The organism is Caballeronia zhejiangensis, assembly GCF_022879815.1.
In the GTDB taxonomy this organism is placed as follows: Bacteria; Pseudomonadota; Gammaproteobacteria; order Burkholderiales; family Burkholderiaceae; genus Caballeronia; species Caballeronia zhejiangensis.
Genome location: NZ_CP084286.1, coordinates 628252 through 645666, shown reverse-complemented (window position 1 = coordinate 645666; position 17415 = coordinate 628252). Strand labels below are relative to the sequence as shown.

Sequence of the window (17415 nt, the reverse complement as noted above, 5' to 3'; positions counted from 1 at the left end):
TCAAGTATTGCGCCGCCACGCGTTGTCCTTCAGCGCGTTCGCGAGCGCATCGACAGACCATGTTTCATCGAGCGCCTGACGCAATAGCGCCTGCTGACTCTTCGGCGCAAGACCGCCGATGGGCGGATCGCGATCGAGGTTCGTCGGGAACGCGTAGCCTTCCGCGCACGCAGCGATGACCGCATCGATCTCCGCATCGCTCATGCTTTCCGTCGACTTGAAATCGAGCAGTACCGGATAGACGGATTCGCACATGCGCGCGCGATCGAGCGTTTCCATCGCGCGTCCATATGCCGATGACACCTGCAGCAGATTCGCCATGCGCTGCACGTCGCGCGTGCGGTTCGCGCCCGCGGCATGAAAGAGCGCGGGGCTGAAGAAAAGTGCATCGCCCTTTTCGAGCGGCAATTGAACGTGATGCGCTTCGAAATATTCGCGGAAGTCCGCGCGCCGCCACGCGAGATACCCTTGCGCATAGCGCTGCGAAAACGGCAGCAGCTTCGTCGGACCGCTTTCCACAGGCATGTCGCTATGTGCGACCGCGCCTTGCAGCGTGAGATACGGCGAGATCGCGTGAACATGCGCCGGATAGCGCCGCACTTCATCGGCAGTCTGGAAACCGAGATGATAGTCGCGATGCGCCTGCTGCGCGTCGCCGCCCGGACGCACGACATTGACTTGCGATGTCATCTGAAAACCGGGGCCGAGCCATGCAAGCGCCGCGCATTCGATGAACCGGTTCGCAAAGTAACGCGCGAACACGCGCGGCGCGTGCAGACAGAGCTTTTCCTGCGCATTCCAGATACGATCGTTCGCGCCCGCCTTCGCGAAGTGATCGGCGGCACTCGCACCGCGTTCCCGCTCTTGCCGGATGATCGATTCGAAGATCGCGGCGGCCTCGTCGATAGGATCGACATCCGCATACGCATGCTTGAGCACGAACACGCCTGCGCCATCGCGCAGGACCGTGGCCCATTCCGCCTGCAACGCCATGCATGTCGATGAATCGTCCAGCGCGGGGGCGAGCGCGCCGCAGTCATATAACGGAATGCCGCGCTGAATGTGCGACGCGAATGTCAGCTTCGGTCGCGCGTCGCGCTCGAGCAGGCTCGCGAATTCATCGAGTGAGCAATCGCTTTCGGTGTACCGGTTCGTCTGATTCATGTCTCGCTCCGTTTTCGACGAGCATAGCGGCTGATGCTGCCGAATGCGCGGCACGAATGACGGCAGCCTACTTCAGCGGATCGTGGCCCCAGTTCATCAGCGAGTATCGCCAGTGCGAATGCTCGACTTCGTGCGGGCGCTGCGCGAGGTGCCGCTTGATGTAACCGACGACCTTGCGCATGTGCGCGTAGTCGTCTTCGCCGAGATCGGCCTTCTTCTTGCCGAGAATGTCGATGATATGCCGACCCGACTTGTGCCCCACCGATTCGCCGCCGCCGTTCTTCTGGCCGACTTCGCGCGACTCGTCGGTCGCGAGCCACTTTTCGAGTTGAGCGGGCGTCATGTTGACGAGATCCTTGAAGGTGCCGTAAGTCGCGGCGTCGTCATCGTGGTGCTGCGCGGTCATGAGTTGCCTCCGTCGTCGGCGATGTCATGCCCGCGATTCAGCAAGCATCACACCCGCTTCAGATACCGCTCAAGGAACTCGATGAATACGCGCACTTTCGCCGACAAATTCAGCCGCTCGGGATAGATCGCATAGATATCGGCGGGCGGCATCGACCAGTCGGTGAGCACGCGTTCGAGCGCGCCGGAATCGATAAACGACTGCGCGTCCCATTCGGAACGCGTCAGCACGCCGTGACCGTCGAGCGCCCAGCGCAGCGTCGCTTCGCCATCGTTGCTGCTCATCGTGCCGTGGACTTTCACCGTTTCGTGCCGCTTGCCCTTCGTGAAATGCCAGGTGCCGTACGCCGTGTCGTTCTCGCGCAGCACGATGCAGCGATGACCGCGCAGATCGTCCGGCTCCTTCGGCGTGCCATGCGCTTTCAGATACGCCGGCGCTGCGCATACGAAGCGCCGGTTCGCCGCGATCTTTCTGCCGACCACGCGCATGTCCGGCAATTCACCGAAGCGAATGCCGACATCGAACGCGAATTCGGCGAGATTCATCGGACGATCGGTGAGATCGAGCTGCACTTCGACATCCGGATATTGCCGACGAAACTCCGACAGCGCCGGCGCGATATGACGCCGCCCGAAGCCGAAGGTCGCGTTCACTTTCAACAGGCCGCGCGGCAGATCGCGGCTGCTCGACACCATGCGCTCCAGTTCCTGCACCTGTTCGAGCAGGCGCGAGCCGGTGCCGAAATAGAGCTCGCCTTCCTGCGTCATCGCGAGCCGCCGCGTCGTGCGGTTCAGCAGCTTCACGCCGAGACGCCGTTCGAGCTGGCTGAGGCGCGCGCTCACGGCGGGCGGCGTCACGCCGAGCTCGCGCGCGAGCGCCGACAAGCTGCCTTGCGTGACGAGCCGCGCGAAAAACTCCAGGTCGGCGATCGAGTCCATTTTTAAATTTAGCTTAACAATGGGTTAAGACAAGCTGCATTTTACGGTCTCCGTTATCGAATTACACTGGCTTCGACTTATCGGAGAAGCAAGAACGGAGACAGCATGGGACAGACGCTTTATCGGAAGATCGTGGACAGCCACACGGTTTTTCACGTCGACGATGAACACGTCGCGCTTTACGCCGACCTGCACATCATGAACGAGTACACGAGCCCGCAAGCATTCGCGGGACTCGCGCAAAAAAACCTGCCGGTGCGTTGCCCGGAAAAGCAGATGGGTGTCGTCGATCATGTGATTCCGACGCATCCCGTCGCGGTCGACAAGCGCACGATCATGATCGGCGCCGCCGCGCAGCAGGCCGCGAACTTCACGCGCAACTGCGCGGAGCACGGCATCCATCTGTTCGATGTGCGCGACCATGCGCAAGGCATCGAGCATGTGGTCGCGCCGGAGATCGGCCTGATTCGCCCCGGCATGGTCGTGCTGTGCGGCGACAGTCACACCACGACGTATGGCGCACTCGGTGCGCTGGGCTTCGGCATCGGCACATCGGAAGTGGAACATGTGCTCGCGACGCAGACGCTCGTCTATCGCGTCGCGAAGGACATGCGCATCGTCGTGGATGGCGCGCTGCCTCGCGGCACGACATCGAAGGATCTCGTGCTCTACATCATCGCGAAGATCGGTGCGCAGGGCGCGCGCGGTTACGTCGTCGAGTATGCGGGCAGCGCGATCGATGCGCTCTCCGCCGAGGCGCGCATGACCTTGTGCAACATGACCGTCGAAGCAGGTGCGCGCGGTGCGTTGATCGCCCCCGACGAGACGACGATTCGCTATGTCGCCGAGCGCATCGCAACCGATGCATTCGTCGCGCAATGGAAGCAGTTCGCGTCCGACGCCGACGCATCGTTCGACATCACGCATCGCTTCGACGCGCGCGATGTCGCGCCGTTCGTCACATGGGGCACGAGCCCGGATCAGGCCATCGCGATCGATGCGCGCATTCCCCGCCTCGCCGATGAACCGGTCGCGCAACGCAATGCATCGAAGGCGCTGGACTACATGGGACTCGATGCCAATCAGGCGATCGACGGCCTCGCGATCGATCACGTATTCATCGGTTCATGCACGAACGCGCGCATCGAAGACTTGCGCGCCGTCGCCGATATCGTGCGCGGCCGCAAGGTCGCGCCTTCCGTGCGTGCGATGGTCGTGCCCGGTTCCGGCATGGTCCGCGAGCAGGCGGAACGCGAAGGCATCGCCAGCGCGCTGATCGAGGCGGGCTTCGAATGGCGTCAGCCTGGCTGCTCGATGTGCCTCGCGATGAACGACGACATCCTGCAACCCGGCCAGCGCTGCGCGTCCACGACCAACCGCAATTTCGAGGGCCGCCAGGGACGCGGCGCCCGCACCCATCTGATGAGTCCCGCGATGGCTGCCGCCGCCGCGCTCGCGGGCCGTATCGTCGACGTACGCAAGGAGCTGGAGCATGTCTGAACACGCAACATTGACCGGCATCGCCGCGCCGTTGCCGCTGAACAATCTCGACACCGACCAGATCATGCCGAAGCAGTTTCTGTTCGGCATCGACAAGTCCGGTCTCGCGCGCGGCGTTCTGTATGACTTGCGCTTCGATGCATCGGGCAACGCACGCAAAGACTTCGTGCTGAACAGGCCCGACTATGCGGGCGCGCGCATTCTCATCGCGGGCGCGAACTTCGGCTGCGGATCGAGCCGCGAGCACGCCGTATGGGGCTTGCAGCAAGCGGGAATCGATGCCGTTATCGCGCCGAGCTTCGGCGAAATCTTCTACTTCAACGCGCAGAACAATCGCTTGCTGCTGATCGCGCTCGATGAAGCCGTCGTCGCTGCATTGAGCGCGCTCGCGAGCGATGCAAAGACGAATCAGTTGACCATCGACGTCGCGAATCAACGCGTGAGCACGAGCGACGGCACGCACTACGCGTTCGATCTTCCGCAGCGACCGAAGCGCATGTTCATCGAAGGACTGGACATGATCGGCATGACGCTCGCCGACAGCGACGCGATCCGCGCATTCGAAGCGAAGCACGAGGCGCTGCATCCGTGGATGAAGATCGATTTGCCCGCGCTACGCAACAAGCAAGCAGCGTAAGGCGAAAAAGAGACGCACGAGCGTCCATCGCCGCATCACTTCTCAATCAGGAGACACGATATGGAAAGCCCTTCGTTGCGCACGGGCGCGACGCCGCTCGGACTGCGCGCGCGCTTCTCGTTGATGACCATCGGCGGCATGCCGGTCGCGATGTTCGTCGCGCTCGCACTGGTGACGATACTCGCCGCCATCACCGGCAAATTGCCGAACGACATGATCGGCGGCTTCGCCGTGCTGATGTTATCGGGCCTGTTGCTCGGCGAAGTCGGCAAACGCATTCCGGTGTTCAGGCATATCGGCGGGCCCGCGATTCTCTGTCTCTTCGTGCCTTCGGCGCTGCTCGGCTACAAGCTGATGGACGATGCCGCGCTCAAGGCCATCACCACGACGATGAAGACCGCGAACCTGCAATACCTCTATATCGCGTGTCTCGTCGCGGGCAGCATTCTCGGCATGAATCGCAAGATCCTGATTCAAGGCTTTCTGAAGATGTTCGTGCCATTGCTGGTCGGCACGGTGACGGCGATCGCGGCGGGCGTGCTAGTCGGACTGATGTTCGGCTATGACCCGAAGCACACGTTCTTCTATATCGTCATGCCGATTCTGGGCGGGGGCATCGGCGAAGGCATTCTGCCCTTGTCGATCGGTTATGCGGAAATCACCGGCGCGGCGCAAGGTCATCTGATCGCGATGATGGTGCCCGCCGCGCTCATCGGCAACGTCGTCGCGATTCTCGCGAGCGGCTTGCTCAAGCGCTTCGGTGAGAAACATCGCGCATATAGCGGCGACGGCATGCTCGTGAAGAGCGGCGACGATCAGGCGCTGCTGAAGGAACAGAAAGCCGAGGCCGCGCTCGATCTGCGCCTGATGGGTTTCGGGCTGCTGCTCGGCTGCACGCTGTTCATTCTCGGCATGCTGCTCGCGCCCGTCACCGGCATTCCCGGACCCGTGCTGATGATCGTCGCAGCCGCCGTGCTGAAGGTCGTGCGCGCGATTCCCGAACGCATGGAGATCGGCGCGTATCAGATCTACAAGTTCATGTCGACGAATCTCACCTTCGCGATCCTCGTCGGACTGGGCACGCTCTTCGTGTCGTGGGACAAGCTCGTCGGCGCATTCTCGCCCGCGTACTTCGTGATCTGCGCGTCGACGGTCGCGGCGATGGTCGTATCGGGATTCTTCGTCGGCGCGTGGCTGAAGATGTATCCAGTCGAAGCGGCGATCATCACCGCTTGCCATAGCGGTCTCGGCGGCACGGGCGATGTCGCGATTCTGTCGTCGTCGAATCGCATGGGACTCATGCCCTTCGCGCAGATTTCGACGCGCATCGGCGGCGCGGGCATGGTCGTGTTCGCCACGCTGATGATGAAGTGGTTCGGCTGACGTGCATGCGGCGCGCGCGTCGCACGATTAGCGGTTCGGCGCGCGCGGAACGGGCAGGAAATGCAGCAAGGCCTTGAGCGTATAGATGACGATCATGGTCCCGGCAAGATCGCCGATGAACATCGCGAAGAATCGCGCGACGATATGCTCCGTATCGCCCTGAAGATAAAACCAGATGTTATGCAGCAGCGGACCGGCAAGCGCATAAGCGACGGTGAGCATCATCAATCTGCCCGCCGTCAGATTCGATAGCGACGCGTCGAGTCCATAGACCTCGCGCGCGAGTCGATACACGGCATAAGGCGCGACGGTCGCAATGATGCCGCCGACGAAAGATCTCACCGGATCATTCGGAAAGAAATAAAAGAAATCGACGAGCCAGCTTGCGAAAAGCAGCCCGAGTGCGCCGTCCGCGCCCAACAACAGCGTGCTGAGCAGCCGAATGCCGGCCGGAAGATAAATCCAGTTCACGCCTCGCACGAACTCGGAATGAGTAAAGATTTCCTGATTGGCCCAGAGCGAGGTGATAAAGACGAGCGCCGTTCCGACGACGGAACATAAGCGAAGTTGAAGGGAAGACATTGGCGGCGTGCCAGTGAGCGGCGGTAAGGACGCACATCTTATCGCAGCACCGCGCGAATTCATGCGTCGCGCATCGTGCGCGTCTGGCCTTGCGCTCTTCCGCCGTAATTCGCCGACGATTCGAGTTTGGCCGCGATGCGCTCCAGTTCGTTCAGAAGCGATTCGAGCTCCATGCGCTGAAGCGGCGCGATGGCGGGCGCATGCTGCAATTCCTCGATGCGCTCGCGCCAGTACGAAACGGGCCACGCCGCGCTGCGATGCCAGTGGCGCGAGCGGATCATCCTCGCGAGATGTTCGATCTCCTGCTCGATGAAATGCGCCGTGATGTAGTTGTTATCGCGTTCCTGAACCACGCCCCTGCCCTCCCGGGAAATCGCTCGGGCGATAGCGAAACGCGCTCACTCGTCCGCTCTTCGTATTGCGACCTTGTATTGCGACCTTGTATTGCGCCCTTGCTCGACGCACTATCTTAGCACTTACTTATCAACTTGATAAATAGATCGTCGATTGTGGTTTGCCGTATATCGCGAATGCTATGATCGGTTCGTTCCCTAAAAGCGATTTCTTCATGGCCAAAAAGAGCGTGTTCGATGCCTATTTCCGCTTCCTGAATCTGGCTCAGGCAGTGCAGGCATTGCCTTCGGTGCCGAAGCTCGATGCTGCCGAAGAACGCTTGCTCGAAGCGCTCACGGCGTCGTGGCACGCGGGCCATGCGCTGACGGTCACGGAGACGATGGCGCTGTCTATCGCGGGCGCGCCGGCGACGGTGCATCGCAAGCTGACGAACCTCAGAAAGCAAGGCCTCGTATCCGTCGATGAAAGCAGCGACGATCTGCGCATCAAGACCGTCGTGCCGACGCGAAAAGCACTGGATTACTTCGAGAAGCTCGCGGCGTGCCTCGATGAGGCGAAGAAGAGACGCTGAGAATCAGAACCGGTCGATCATGCCAACCTGCACGCCGCGCACCGGCGCGCCGGGATAAGCCGCCGGAATCCCGACTACGTTCACGCCGCGCAGCGTGAAGGTCGCGTCGCCATGATTGCGCAGCATCGCGCCGCTCGCGTAAAGCAGCACCTTCGGCGAGAGATCGTATTCGCACGCAACGCTGAACTGGTCAGCGTCGTTATCGCTGCCCGAGCGATCGCGTGCATACGCATAGCCGAGCGATGCGCGCAGGCGCGGCGTCACCGCGTAGCGCATCGAGACCGAAAGACCGTCGTTGTGATAGCGCGGCGACCCGCCATCGCCGTTGAAGTGCGAGAGGAAGGCCGTCGTCTTGCCGAAGCGATACGACACGCCGCCGAGATTCGCACGCAAGCCGGTGTCGCCTTGCGTGTCCTGATGCGCGTACGAAATGCGAAACGGCCCGCTGTGATACGCGAACGTCTCGTAGTTCCCCGATAGCCCGTTGCCGTTGCCGCTATCGCGCAATGCGACCATGAGCGTCGTCGTGAAGCCGTGAAAATCGGGCGACAGATACGTGATGCCGTTATTCGTGTAAGGCGTGATCTTCGACAGATTGTTGAGCCCCGACGCGATCGTGCCCGCACCGAATGCATCGAGTCCGCCCTTGAACGGAATGTAGATCGGCGAATACTGCCGGCCGAAGCGCAACTCGCCCCACGGCGCGCCGAGCCCGATCCACGCCTGTCGATTGAAGATCGTGTTGGCCGTCGCGAAGGTGCCGTCGGCGGAACTGAAGCCGCTTTCCAGATCGAAGAGCAGACGCGTATCGCCGCTCAATTGCTCGTAGCCGCGCAAGCCGAAGCGCGAGCCGCGATACGCGCCCGAATCCATGCGCGGCGTCCACGACGAGCCCGGGTTCGTCACTTCGATGCTCGTATCGATGCTGCCGTACAAGGTCACGGCGCTCTGCGCATGCGCGGACGTTGCACCGATGCCGCACAGCATCGATACAGCCAGCAGGCAAATGAAAGTGTTGGTCAGACGCATGAAATCTTCGGTTCGTACGATCAGTGGTTCAATGCATACGCGATGACGTAATCGCCACGATCCGGCGATTGCCGCGCGCCGCCCGCCGAAATCAGCACGTATTGCTTGCCCGTCTTCGGCGACACATAGCTCATCGGACCGCCCTGGCTTCCGACCGGCAAGCGCGCCTTCCACACTTCCTTGCCGGTGGCGCTGTCGAACGCACGCAGATAATAGTCCTGCGTGCCCGCGATGAACACGAGGCCGCCTTGCGTCGCGAGCGTGCCGCCGAGCGTCGGCATGCCGATGGGCATCTTCACGCGCATCTTGATGCCGAACGGACCCGTGTCCTGCACGGTGCCGACGGGCACTTGCCACACGATCTTTTGCGTCTTCAGATCGACCGCCGAGAGCGTGCCGAACGGCGGCTTCTGGCACGGAATGCCGAGCGGCGACATGAAGCGGTTCTTGTTCACGGCATACGGCGTGCCCTTCAGCGGCACCGCGCCCATGCCCGTGTTCACGGCTTCGCCGCCGTTGCTCGCGGGCGCGCTGTCGGTCTTTTGCGGAATCATCTGCACCCAGAGACCGAGGCGCATGTCGTTCACGAAGACGACGTGATGATTCGGATCCGTCGACAGGCTGCCCCAGTTCATGCCGCCGAGCGATCCCGGGAAGCTCAGCGAGACATCGGTGTCGGGGGCGGTGAAGAGGCCGTCATAGCGCATCGACTTGAAACTGATGCGGCACATCAACTGATCGAACGGCGTCGCGCCCCACATGTCGGATTCCTTCAGCGTGTCCGCGCCGATCGTCGGCATGCCGGCCGAGAACGGCTGCGTCGACGAGTACTGTTCCTGCGCGATCGTGCCCGTCTTCACCTTGCGTTCTTCGACGCGCGTAAGCGGCTTGCCCGTCATGCGGTCGAGCACGAAGATCTGACCGGATTTCGTGCCGAACACGACCGCGGGCTTCGTCGATCCATCCTTCTCGGGAAAGTCGACGAGGCTCGGCTGCATCGGAACGTCGAAGTCCCACAGATCGTTGTGGACCGTCTGGTACACCCACTTTTCCTTGCCGGTGGTCGCATCGAGCGCGAGGATCGACGTCGCGTACTTGTGATCCAGCGGCGTGCGATTGCCGCCCCACAAGTCCACCGACGAGCTGCCCATCGGGATGAAGACAGTGTTCATCGCGGCGTCGTAGGACATCGGCGCCCACGAATTCGGCGTGCTGCGCGCGTAACTCTGACCCGGTTGCAGGCGCGCGTTGGGGTCGTCGTGGCCCGGATCGAAAGCCCAGCGCATCTCGCCGGTAATGACGTCGAAGCCGCGCAATACGCCGCCCGGCATGTCGGTCTGCACGTTGTCGGCCACGCGTCCGCCCACCACGACCGTCGTGCCCGCGAGCGTCGGCGCCGACGTGAGCTGATACTTCGGATCGTCGGCCGCGCCGAGACCCGCTTTCAGGTTCACGAAGCCGTGTTCGCCGAAGCCTTCGCACAGCGCGCCGGTGTTGGCATCGATGGCGACGAGACGCGCATCGATCGTGTTCATCAGCAAGCGGCGCTGGCAGCTTGCGCCCGCCGCGATGGAAACGGGGGTCACAGGCGTCGAACCGTTTATGGTCGGTTGCGCCACAGGTTTCGTCGCATCGAAATACGCGAGGCCGCGACAGCGGTTCCAGACCTGCGCCCGCGCGTTGATCTCGCGCTTCCAGATCTGCTTGCCGCTGTCGGCATCGACGGCGATCACGTTGTTGTGCGGCGTGCACAGGTAGATGCGGTCGCCGATCTGCAGTGGCGTCTCCTGATCTTCCGCGCCGTTGCCGGTCGGGCTTTCGGGGACATCGCCCGTATGGAAGGTCCACGCGACACGCAGATCCTTCACGTTATCGCGCGTGATCTGATCGAGCGCCACGAAGCGGCTGCCGCCGGCCGTGTTGCCGTAGTTGCTCCAGTCCTTCTGCGCGTGCTCCTTCGCGACGGGCACGAGCGGCGTTTCATTGCCATCGGATGCGACGGTCGGATGCGGCTCGAACATCTGCACGAAGGTAACGAGCATGCAAAGCGCGATGACGCCAGCGAACGCATACGCGCGCTTCGGCGCGGGCTTGCCCGTCTCATGCGTGCGCAACGATGGCCATGTAAGCAGCGCGAGCATCATGAAGCCGGCCGGCAGCATCAGCCGCGACACGAGCGGCCAGAAATCGAAACCGCCGTCGATGGGCGCCCACACGAGCGTGCCGATAAATACCGCGCCGAAGGCGAGCACAGCCGACGACTTCGCCCGCATGAACTGCACCGCGGATACGGCGATAACCGCTCCCGCGATCACGAAATACGCGCTGCCGTGCAGAAGCGCGAGCTTTGCGCCGCCGACGACGAAAATCAGACCAGTGGCCAGCAGCGCGAGGCCCAGCACAACACACCCTGCTCTCAGCGCGGCTGAAAGACGGGCTTTACTCGTAGACATCGAAATCTTCTCCAGGAATCTGCCATGCGATCCGGCTTCGGCGACGATAGGAATGCCGCGGCCGTATCGCACCGCGCGATGAAAGCGTTCCGTAAAGTCGATACCGCGACACGCGAGAAGCGGCGACGCATGAACGCGTGCGCCGATGTGCGCGGCTGGATCGCATGTCCCGCGCGATCAGTCAGACCGGCCGGGGCATTAGCGTAAACCCGTGCATTCTAACCAGATAGTTAAATTTCTGCATAGTTCGCACGAATGCAGCGCGGCGCAGGCTCACACGTCGTGCTCGGTCGCGAACGCTTGTCCTTCTTGTTCGAGCCATGCGCGAAACAGCACGATCAGATCGTGCCCCGCTTTCTCATCGGCGACATACGTGCAATAGCTTCGCGACGGCAAACGCGGCCCGTCGAATGGCGCAATGAGACGGCCTGACGCGAGATCGTCGGCGACGAGCGCGGTCGGGCCCATCGCGATGCCCATGCCATCGACAGCGGCCTGCAAGGTCAGATAGAAGTGATCGAAGGTGAGCACCGCCGCTGGCGTGAGCGCCGCGATGCCCGCCTGCGCGAGCCAATCCGGCCAGACGCGCGGCAAGCTCGACGTGTGCAGCAGCGTGTGCCGCCGCAAGTCTTCAGGCGTCTGCAAAGGAAGACGTTTGGACAGCGTGGGGCTGCACACCGGCAGACGTTCCTCTTCGAGAAAGCGCCGCATCACGTAACCGTAAAACGTGTCGGGGCCGCCGCGAATCACGATGTCGTAAGTGTCCTTCAGGCTTTCTACCGGTTCGTTCGATGTCTCTATCCTGACTTCCACATCGGGATGACGCGCGCGAAATTGTTCGAGCCTCGGCACGAGCCAGCGCAACGTGAAGGTAGCGGGCGCATTCACGGTGAGCGTGCGCGACACGGCCTCGGACACGCCATAGCGCGCCGTGGCCTGCGAGAGCCGATCGAAGAGCGGACCGATTTGCGCGAGATAAACGCGCGCCGCCGGGGTCAACACCACACGCCGGTTATGACGCTCGAACAGGGGTGCGCCGAGCCACGCTTCGAGCAAACGCACTTGCTGGCTGATCGCCCCGTGCGTGACATGCAGCTCGGCGGCGGCTTCCTTGAAGCTACCGAGTCGCCCAGCGGCTTCGAAAGCGCGCAACGCATTGAGTGAAGGCAATGCCGGTCTCATTCGCAAGAGCTTTTCTAACGCGACGATGCAATTTATATGGTTTGTGGGCGGCTCACAAGATAGTTATTCTAGTAACTATCCGTCATATAACCGACATAAGAAAGCATGTTCACCTACACCGGCGGTGTCGTTCTCTTGGCAGCCGTGCTCCACGCAAGCTGGAACGCGATGCTCCATGGCAACCGCGACCGGTTCCTCTCGATGACGTGGATGAGCATCGCGATCGGCGCCGTGTCCGCGATCGTCGTCTTCTATCTGCCGATGCCCGCGAAAGCCGCGTGGCCCTACATCGTCGCGTCGGGGCTCGTGCATATCGTCTACAACGTGAGCCTCGTGCGCTCGTATCGGCGCGGCGATCTCGCCCAGGCTTATCCGATCGCGCGCGGATCGTCGCCAATGCTCGTCACGCTCGGCGCGGCCATCTTCGCGCACGAGGCGATCGGCCCGCTGCATGCGCTCGGGATCGTGCTGATCTCGGGCGGCATCATCGCGCTTGCATTGCAGGGCGGCCGCGTATCGCGCGCGGGGGTGCTCGCCGCGTTGACGACGGGCGTGACCATCGCGATCTACACGGTGATCGACGGCATCGGCGTGCGTCTGTCCGATGGCGAAGCGCTCACCTACACCGCGTGGATGTTCATGTTCTATTGGTTCATGCCGATGATTTTCGTCGCGAAACGCGGGCCCGCGGCGCTATGGACGCCCGTGAAGCGAGCGCCGATGGCCGTGGGTTCGTCGCTCGCGGGCGGCCTCGTGTCGATCGCGGCTTACGGCATCGTGATCTGGGCGATGCAATCCGGCGCGATGGGCACGGTCTCCGCGTTGCGCGAAACGAGCGTCGTGTTCGCGGCGCTCATCGGGCGCGTGTTCCTTCAGGAAGCCGTCAGCGCGAGGCGCTGGCTCGCCTGCGTGGTGGTCGCGGTCGGGGCGGTTTGCCTGGGGCTCTGACCGCTCTGCGTCATTTCGTCCGTAAGGCACATCTCGCGAACTGAGGGAAAAGCCGGCCTTTGATCGGCGAATCGGGATTGCGGAAGGTTCGATAAATTGCTCATCGTGGCATTGGGCCCGATGGCGAATACCGAATCGAGAAGAACCTTGCAACCCGTACACGAATGGCACACGGCGCCTCTGCCCGCCGACGAAGCGAAGCGGCTCCAGTTGCTGCACAGTCTCGACCTGCTCGACACGCCACAGGAAGAAGTGTTCGACCGCGTAACGCGCGTCGTCGCCGAGCTGTTGCAGGTGCCGATCGCGCTGGTATCGCTCGTCGATGAACATCGGCAATGGTTCAAGTCGCGTGTCGGACTCGATGTATGCGAAACCGCGCGCGACGTGTCGTTCTGCGCGCACGCGCTTCACTCCGAACGTCTGCTGCTCGTCGAGGACGCTCACGCGGATGCGCGCTTCGCCGGCAATCCGCTCGTCAGGGGCGCGCCACACATCCGCTTCTATGCGGGCGTGCCGTTGCGCTCGTCCAGAGGTCTCGTGCTCGGCACGCTTTGCGCGATCGACACGAAGCCGCGCAAACTCACGGCAAGCTCGCAGGCCGCGCTGTGCGATCTCGCGGCGACCGTCGAGCGCGAGATCGTGCAGCGCGAAGCCGCGCGCGAAACGCGTGAGATTCAGGAAGCCGACCGCCGCAAGCTGCGCCTGTCCGAGACGCGCTTTCATACGATCTTCGAACAGACGCCGACGGGCAAGGCTATCGTCGATCTGGAGGGCCGCTTCGTCGAAGTGAATCCGAAGCTGTGCGAAATCACCGGTTATAGCGCCGATGAACTCGTCACGATGACCTTTCAGCAGATCACCGACGAAGCGGATCTGTCGGCCGATCTGCAACTCGTCGCGGAACTGCTCGACGGCACGAGCAAGACGTATACGCTGGAAAAACGATATCGCCGCCGTAACGGCGAGCCGGTTTGGGTCGAGCTTTCCGTCGCGCTGATTCGGGACGAACGCGGCGAGCCGCTGCATTTCGTGAGCGTCGCGCACGACATCTCGAGCCGCAAATACAGCGAACAGGTGTTGCGCGATTATCGGCAGGAACTGGAGCGCCGCGTGCTCGAACGCACGCGCGAGCTCACCAGCAATCGCGCCGCGCTGCAGACGATCACGGACAATCTGCCCGTTCTCATCGCACACGTCGATGCTGACCTGCGCTATCGCTTCAACAATCAGGTGTATCGCGAGGTGTTCGGCGTCGAGCCTTCGGCGTTGCGTGGCAAGACTGTGCGCGACACGATCGGCGCGTCGACCTTCGAGCGCTGTCTGCCTTACTTTCGCCGCGTGCTCGCCGGCGAACGCGTGACGCACGAGGACATCGTCTATGAAGGCGCGCCGAGCCGCGTCTGGAACGCGACGTATATTCCCGAGTTTCAGCGCGAGGAAATTGCCGGTTTCTACATCATGTCGCAGGACATCACCGAGACCAAGCGGCGCGAAAATCAGATGCGCTCCGAAGTCATGCTGGACGCGCTCACGGGCCTGCCGAACCGGCGCGCGCTCGCCGAGCAACTCGCGCTTTCCGTCGATGCCGCCCGCGATGACGCCGTGCCTTTCGCGCTCTTCTTCATGGACCTCGACGGCTTCAAGAGCATCAACGATCAGCACGGTCACGACGTCGGCGACGCGCTGTTGATACAGGTGGCCGCGCGCCTGAAAAAGACGACGCGCGCGGGCGATCTCGTCTGCCGCCTCGCCGGCGATGAATTCGTGCTGCTGGCGCGCGGGATTTCGTCATCGAGTGCATGCAGCCGCATCGCGCAGGACATTTGCCGCGCGATCGGACGGCCGTTCGAACTCGGCCGCGTCGAAGCGCATCTCGGCACGAGCGTCGGCATCGCGATGTGCGCGGGCGGCTTCGACACGTCCGCCGAAGCGATGCTCGGCGACGCGGATCGCGCGATGTACGAAGCGAAGCGCAAGGGACGCAACGGCTTTCGCTTCGCATCCGTCGCGGCGGACGTCGCGCCGACGATCAACAACTATCTCGATGCCGATCGCCGCAGCGCCGTGCATCACTGACTTCCACGATATGCAATGAAGGTCCGTTTCACGAAAACGCGCGCTGCATGGCAGCATGCCGCGAGTTGCATATCGGAGAATGGGCTTTCTCATCATGGGAACCCGCAACTAGAGCATTGATTTACTTCGATAAATATTTGCTTCGCGGCCTCACGCCTCGTCGCCGGCCGCGTCCCTTTCTTCGCTAACCTCTTATACAAGAGGCGCACGTTCGCCGATGCGAACCGCCCGGTGCTTTCCAATCAAGCTGGAGAAACGCGATGCAGAATGTCTATGTCGAACCGATGCCGAAGGGCCAGTGGGGACCGATCGACGGTTACGCGCTCGAATTCCCTGACGGTACGAGAATGACGCAGCAGAGTTATCGTTCGGAGCGGCTCGCCGTCGATGAGATCAAGCTGCGCGGCTATGCGCCGATGGTCGCGAAGGTACGCGTGACCGATAAGACAGTCGACGAACACTGGGAAGCCGTCGAATAAGATCGTCAGCGCGCTTCGCGTCCCGCGCGAAGCGCTTCCCTTTCCTTTCCGATCCGCGCGGGTTTTCAGTTCTTCTTCTTGCTCGGACGCCAGCTATCGTCGGCGGTCATCGCGGGCTTCACCGCCGGAGCGATGGCCGCGACCTTCTGAAATTCCTTCGTGTCGGTTTTCGCTCGTGCGGCGGGCGCAGCAGGCGGCGCCGCGCGCGTCTGACGCTGCTTCGGCTCGGTCCTGGATACGCGGCCTTTCGCTGCTTCAGCGCACGCGCGCTCGGACTTGCGCGAACATGCAGAAGCCGACTTCGATACGGGTTTCGCTTTCGATGTCTTGACCGATTGCTTCGCGCCGTGCGTCGACGGTTTTTTTGCGATCGAGCGTTCGGGAATCACGCTCTGCCGCGTGCTGTCCTTGCTCGATGCCGTGACAGGAATCAGTGGCGACGCAGCTTCCGCTGACGGACGCGCGGCGGAGCGCAGCGGGCCGTCCACGATTCTGTCCGCCGAATCGATATTGATGGCGGCGATCGGCGCGGCCTTCGTCTCGATCGGACGGACCGTGCCTGCGACGGCCACAGGCAGCGTTCCCGCGCGTGGTGTCGATCCGTGCTGCTCGAAGTAAGCACGCGCGAGAAAACACGCACCGAGCACGACGGCGGCCATGACGACCGTTGCGAGTATCGAATGCGATGGACGCCCCGTCGCAAGCACGGCAGTGCCATTGGCGATGGAGGCAGGCGCAGGCGCGGGTAAACGCGCTTCGTATGTTCTCGAACGCGCCGGCCATCGCACGCGGGCCACTTCGCCCTGTGGCGCAAACTGGCGCGTCACGCCTCGCGCCGCCTCGACTGCCCGCAGAGCTGTCTCCGCGCCCCTCGTCAGCACGGCCCCGTGGCGGTCGGCGCCGCAAAACGGGCACACGCTTTCTTCTACTGATGAAAGGGTTTCACATCGGGGGCAGATGACGAAATAAAGCGAGCCATCGCCTCGCTGTTCCATTGTCACACTCCATCCGAATCATTTCGGAAGGCCGATCGACAATCAGCGATCGTCCGGTCGCAAGTAATACATACGAATTACCGTAGCACACCGGGCATTGTTTCGGAAGCACAAACAACCCCCTTTGAACAGGGTCATTTGTCAGTCGAATAGCGGGTTTCGCTTCGCTACGTCTAATCAATGACTAATCAGCACTCGGAACTTTAGTAACGGTTAATCATGCGCGCGGCAAATGCGGCGCCGTCTGTGCGATCTGGTCGAGTTCATCGCGCACCGCATCGACGACACACGCATCACGCAGAGAAACATCTGCCGCATGAATCGCTTCGAGACGCCGCCGCACGGCGCCGTACTGCGCACCCGCACGGCGATGCAATTCCGCACGCTCGCTATAGCGCAAAAACGTCTGCAACGAGGCGAGCACGGCAGCGCTCAGACTCGTCATCCCGATCAGGATGTGCACATCCGGCGACACCGCCGTCGCTACGAGCGATAAAAACGCGGACGTGCCCGTCGCCGCCGTGATGCCGATGACCGCAAGCCCGAGCCGTCTGCCGCAGCGCGTCAGCCGGTCGGCCATCGTGTAATGACGAATCTGCGATTCGCGCGCGCGCCGGATCCACGCCAGCACGAGCGTCGACATGTCTCGGGGCGGTTGATATGAGGTTTCGGTCATGTTCTAAGCACTCTACGAACAGACTTCATCCTCCCGGCTAAT

Annotated in this window: 17 protein-coding genes; 7 read left to right on the top strand and 10 right to left on the bottom strand. The window is 62.3% G+C overall.

What is annotated here, in order from left to right; translation table 11 throughout:
• From LDZ23_RS29085 to LDZ23_RS29075, 3 genes are all read right to left on the bottom strand, one after another.
• Complete coding sequence (locus LDZ23_RS29085; RefSeq protein WP_008346361.1) at positions 1-1164, bottom strand: phytanoyl-CoA dioxygenase family protein; 1164 nt, start codon at positions 1162-1164, stop codon at positions 1-3.
• A 67-nt stretch (positions 1165-1231) separates the two neighbouring features.
• Positions 1232-1570, bottom strand: a complete 339-nt coding sequence (locus LDZ23_RS29080) for a DUF3140 domain-containing protein (RefSeq protein ID WP_008346360.1) — start codon at positions 1568-1570, stop codon at positions 1232-1234.
• Between the two features lie 47 nt (positions 1571-1617).
• Positions 1618-2508, bottom strand: a complete 891-nt coding sequence (locus tag LDZ23_RS29075) for a LysR family transcriptional regulator (protein WP_008346358.1) — start codon at positions 2506-2508, stop codon at positions 1618-1620.
• Positions 2509-2613: 105 nt separating this feature from the next.
• Here LDZ23_RS29075 and leuC point away from each other — a divergent pair, with 105 nt between their 5' ends.
• Genes leuC through LDZ23_RS29060 form a run of 3 tightly spaced genes read left to right on the top strand, consistent with a single transcriptional unit; the run spans position 2614 to position 6028 of the window.
• Positions 2614-4008, top strand: a complete 1395-nt coding sequence (leuC, locus tag LDZ23_RS29070; protein WP_008346356.1) for a 3-isopropylmalate dehydratase large subunit — start codon at positions 2614-2616, stop codon at positions 4006-4008.
• Entirely contained in the window at positions 4001-4645 is a 645-nt protein-coding gene (gene leuD, locus LDZ23_RS29065) for a 3-isopropylmalate dehydratase small subunit (protein WP_008346354.1), read from the top strand. Before leuC ends, leuD begins: the two co-directional genes overlap by 8 nt.
• Positions 4646-4705: 60 nt before the next feature.
• Entirely contained in the window at positions 4706-6028 is a 1323-nt protein-coding gene (locus LDZ23_RS29060; protein ID WP_034470131.1) for a 2-hydroxycarboxylate transporter family protein, read from the top strand.
• Positions 6029-6055: 27 nt separating this feature from the next.
• Here the strand turns inward: LDZ23_RS29060 and LDZ23_RS29055 are convergent, their stop codons facing one another.
• Both LDZ23_RS29055 and LDZ23_RS29050 read right to left on the bottom strand, forming a co-directional pair.
• A complete protein-coding gene (locus tag LDZ23_RS29055) occupies positions 6056-6610 on the bottom strand; it encodes a hypothetical protein (RefSeq protein WP_008346350.1) in 555 nt (184 codons plus the stop codon).
• Between the two features lie 59 nt (positions 6611-6669).
• A complete protein-coding gene (locus LDZ23_RS29050; RefSeq protein ID WP_008346348.1) occupies positions 6670-6963 on the bottom strand; it encodes a hypothetical protein in 294 nt (97 codons plus the stop codon).
• A 215-nt stretch (positions 6964-7178) separates the two neighbouring features.
• Between LDZ23_RS29050 and LDZ23_RS29045 the strand changes: the two genes are divergently transcribed.
• Entirely contained in the window at positions 7179-7535 is a 357-nt protein-coding gene (locus LDZ23_RS29045; RefSeq protein WP_033536044.1) for a MarR family transcriptional regulator, read from the top strand.
• Between the two features lie 3 nt (positions 7536-7538).
• On the opposite strand, the gene LDZ23_RS29040 is transcribed toward LDZ23_RS29045, so the two are convergent.
• The 3 genes from LDZ23_RS29040 to gcvA form a co-directional block, all read right to left on the bottom strand.
• Positions 7539-8522 carry a porin gene (locus tag LDZ23_RS29040; RefSeq protein ID WP_235366192.1) on the bottom strand — a complete coding sequence of 328 codons (984 nt, stop codon included), beginning with the start codon at positions 8520-8522 and terminating at the stop codon, positions 7539-7541.
• A 62-nt stretch (positions 8523-8584) separates the two neighbouring features.
• Positions 8585-11017: a glucose/quinate/shikimate family membrane-bound PQQ-dependent dehydrogenase gene (locus tag LDZ23_RS29035; protein WP_008346343.1), complete on the bottom strand. Its 2433-nt coding sequence runs from the start codon at positions 11015-11017 to the stop codon at positions 8585-8587.
• Between the two features lie 273 nt (positions 11018-11290).
• A complete protein-coding gene (gcvA, locus tag LDZ23_RS29030) occupies positions 11291-12199 on the bottom strand; it encodes a transcriptional regulator GcvA (protein ID WP_033536017.1) in 909 nt (302 codons plus the stop codon).
• A gap of 105 nt (positions 12200-12304) precedes the next feature.
• Between gcvA and LDZ23_RS29025 the strand changes: the two genes are divergently transcribed.
• The 3 genes from LDZ23_RS29025 (at position 12305) to LDZ23_RS29015 (ending at position 15702) form a co-directional block, all read left to right on the top strand.
• Positions 12305-13147 carry an EamA family transporter gene (locus tag LDZ23_RS29025; protein WP_008346337.1) on the top strand — a complete coding sequence of 281 codons (843 nt, stop codon included), beginning with the start codon at positions 12305-12307 and terminating at the stop codon, positions 13145-13147.
• Positions 13148-13294: 147 nt separating this feature from the next.
• Positions 13295-15223, top strand: coding sequence for a bifunctional diguanylate cyclase/phosphodiesterase (locus LDZ23_RS29020; RefSeq protein WP_008346336.1), 1929 nt, complete (start codon positions 13295-13297; stop codon positions 15221-15223).
• Positions 15224-15483: 260 nt separating this feature from the next.
• Positions 15484-15702 carry a hypothetical protein gene (locus LDZ23_RS29015; RefSeq protein ID WP_008346335.1) on the top strand — a complete coding sequence of 73 codons (219 nt, stop codon included), beginning with the start codon at positions 15484-15486 and terminating at the stop codon, positions 15700-15702.
• 65 nt (positions 15703-15767) lie between these two features.
• On the opposite strand, the gene LDZ23_RS29010 is transcribed toward LDZ23_RS29015, so the two are convergent.
• Both LDZ23_RS29010 and LDZ23_RS29005 read right to left on the bottom strand, forming a co-directional pair.
• Positions 15768-16409 carry a hypothetical protein gene (locus LDZ23_RS29010; protein ID WP_244808284.1) on the bottom strand — a complete coding sequence of 214 codons (642 nt, stop codon included), beginning with the start codon at positions 16407-16409 and terminating at the stop codon, positions 15768-15770.
• Between the two features lie 505 nt (positions 16410-16914).
• The gene (locus LDZ23_RS29005) at positions 16915-17373 is read right to left on the bottom strand and encodes an SLATT domain-containing protein (protein ID WP_033536018.1); all 459 of its coding nucleotides are present in this window, start codon (positions 17371-17373) and stop codon (positions 16915-16917) included.
• Positions 17374-17415: the final 42 nt, after the last annotated feature.

Excerpts from the sequence above, each read along its gene's own strand:
- LDZ23_RS29045 (WP_033536044.1), top strand. The coding sequence starts at position 7,179 with ATGGCCAAAAAGAGCGTGTTCGATGCCTATTTCCGCTTCCTGAATCTG.
- LDZ23_RS29005 (WP_033536018.1), bottom strand. The coding sequence starts at position 17,373 with ATGACCGAAACCTCATATCAACCGCCCCGAGACATGTCGACGCTCGTG.
- LDZ23_RS29055 (WP_008346350.1), bottom strand. The coding sequence starts at position 6,610 with ATGTCTTCCCTTCAACTTCGCTTATGTTCCGTCGTCGGAACGGCGCTC.
- leuC (WP_008346356.1), top strand. The coding sequence starts at position 2,614 with ATGGGACAGACGCTTTATCGGAAGATCGTGGACAGCCACACGGTTTTT.
- LDZ23_RS29080 (WP_008346360.1), bottom strand. The coding sequence starts at position 1,570 with ATGACCGCGCAGCACCACGATGACGACGCCGCGACTTACGGCACCTTC.
- LDZ23_RS29040 (WP_235366192.1), bottom strand. The coding sequence starts at position 8,522 with ATGCTGTGCGGCATCGGTGCAACGTCCGCGCATGCGCAGAGCGCCGTG.
- LDZ23_RS29085 (WP_008346361.1), bottom strand. The coding sequence starts at position 1,164 with ATGAATCAGACGAACCGGTACACCGAAAGCGATTGCTCACTCGATGAA.
- LDZ23_RS29025 (WP_008346337.1), top strand. The coding sequence starts at position 12,305 with ATGTTCACCTACACCGGCGGTGTCGTTCTCTTGGCAGCCGTGCTCCAC.
- LDZ23_RS29075 (WP_008346358.1), bottom strand. The coding sequence starts at position 2,508 with ATGGACTCGATCGCCGACCTGGAGTTTTTCGCGCGGCTCGTCACGCAA.
- LDZ23_RS29060 (WP_034470131.1), top strand. The coding sequence starts at position 4,706 with ATGGAAAGCCCTTCGTTGCGCACGGGCGCGACGCCGCTCGGACTGCGC.
- LDZ23_RS29015 (WP_008346335.1), top strand. The coding sequence starts at position 15,484 with ATGCAGAATGTCTATGTCGAACCGATGCCGAAGGGCCAGTGGGGACCG.
- LDZ23_RS29035 (WP_008346343.1), bottom strand. The coding sequence starts at position 11,017 with ATGTCTACGAGTAAAGCCCGTCTTTCAGCCGCGCTGAGAGCAGGGTGT.
- leuD (WP_008346354.1), top strand. The coding sequence starts at position 4,001 with ATGTCTGAACACGCAACATTGACCGGCATCGCCGCGCCGTTGCCGCTG.
- gcvA (WP_033536017.1), bottom strand. The coding sequence starts at position 12,199 with ATGAGACCGGCATTGCCTTCACTCAATGCGTTGCGCGCTTTCGAAGCC.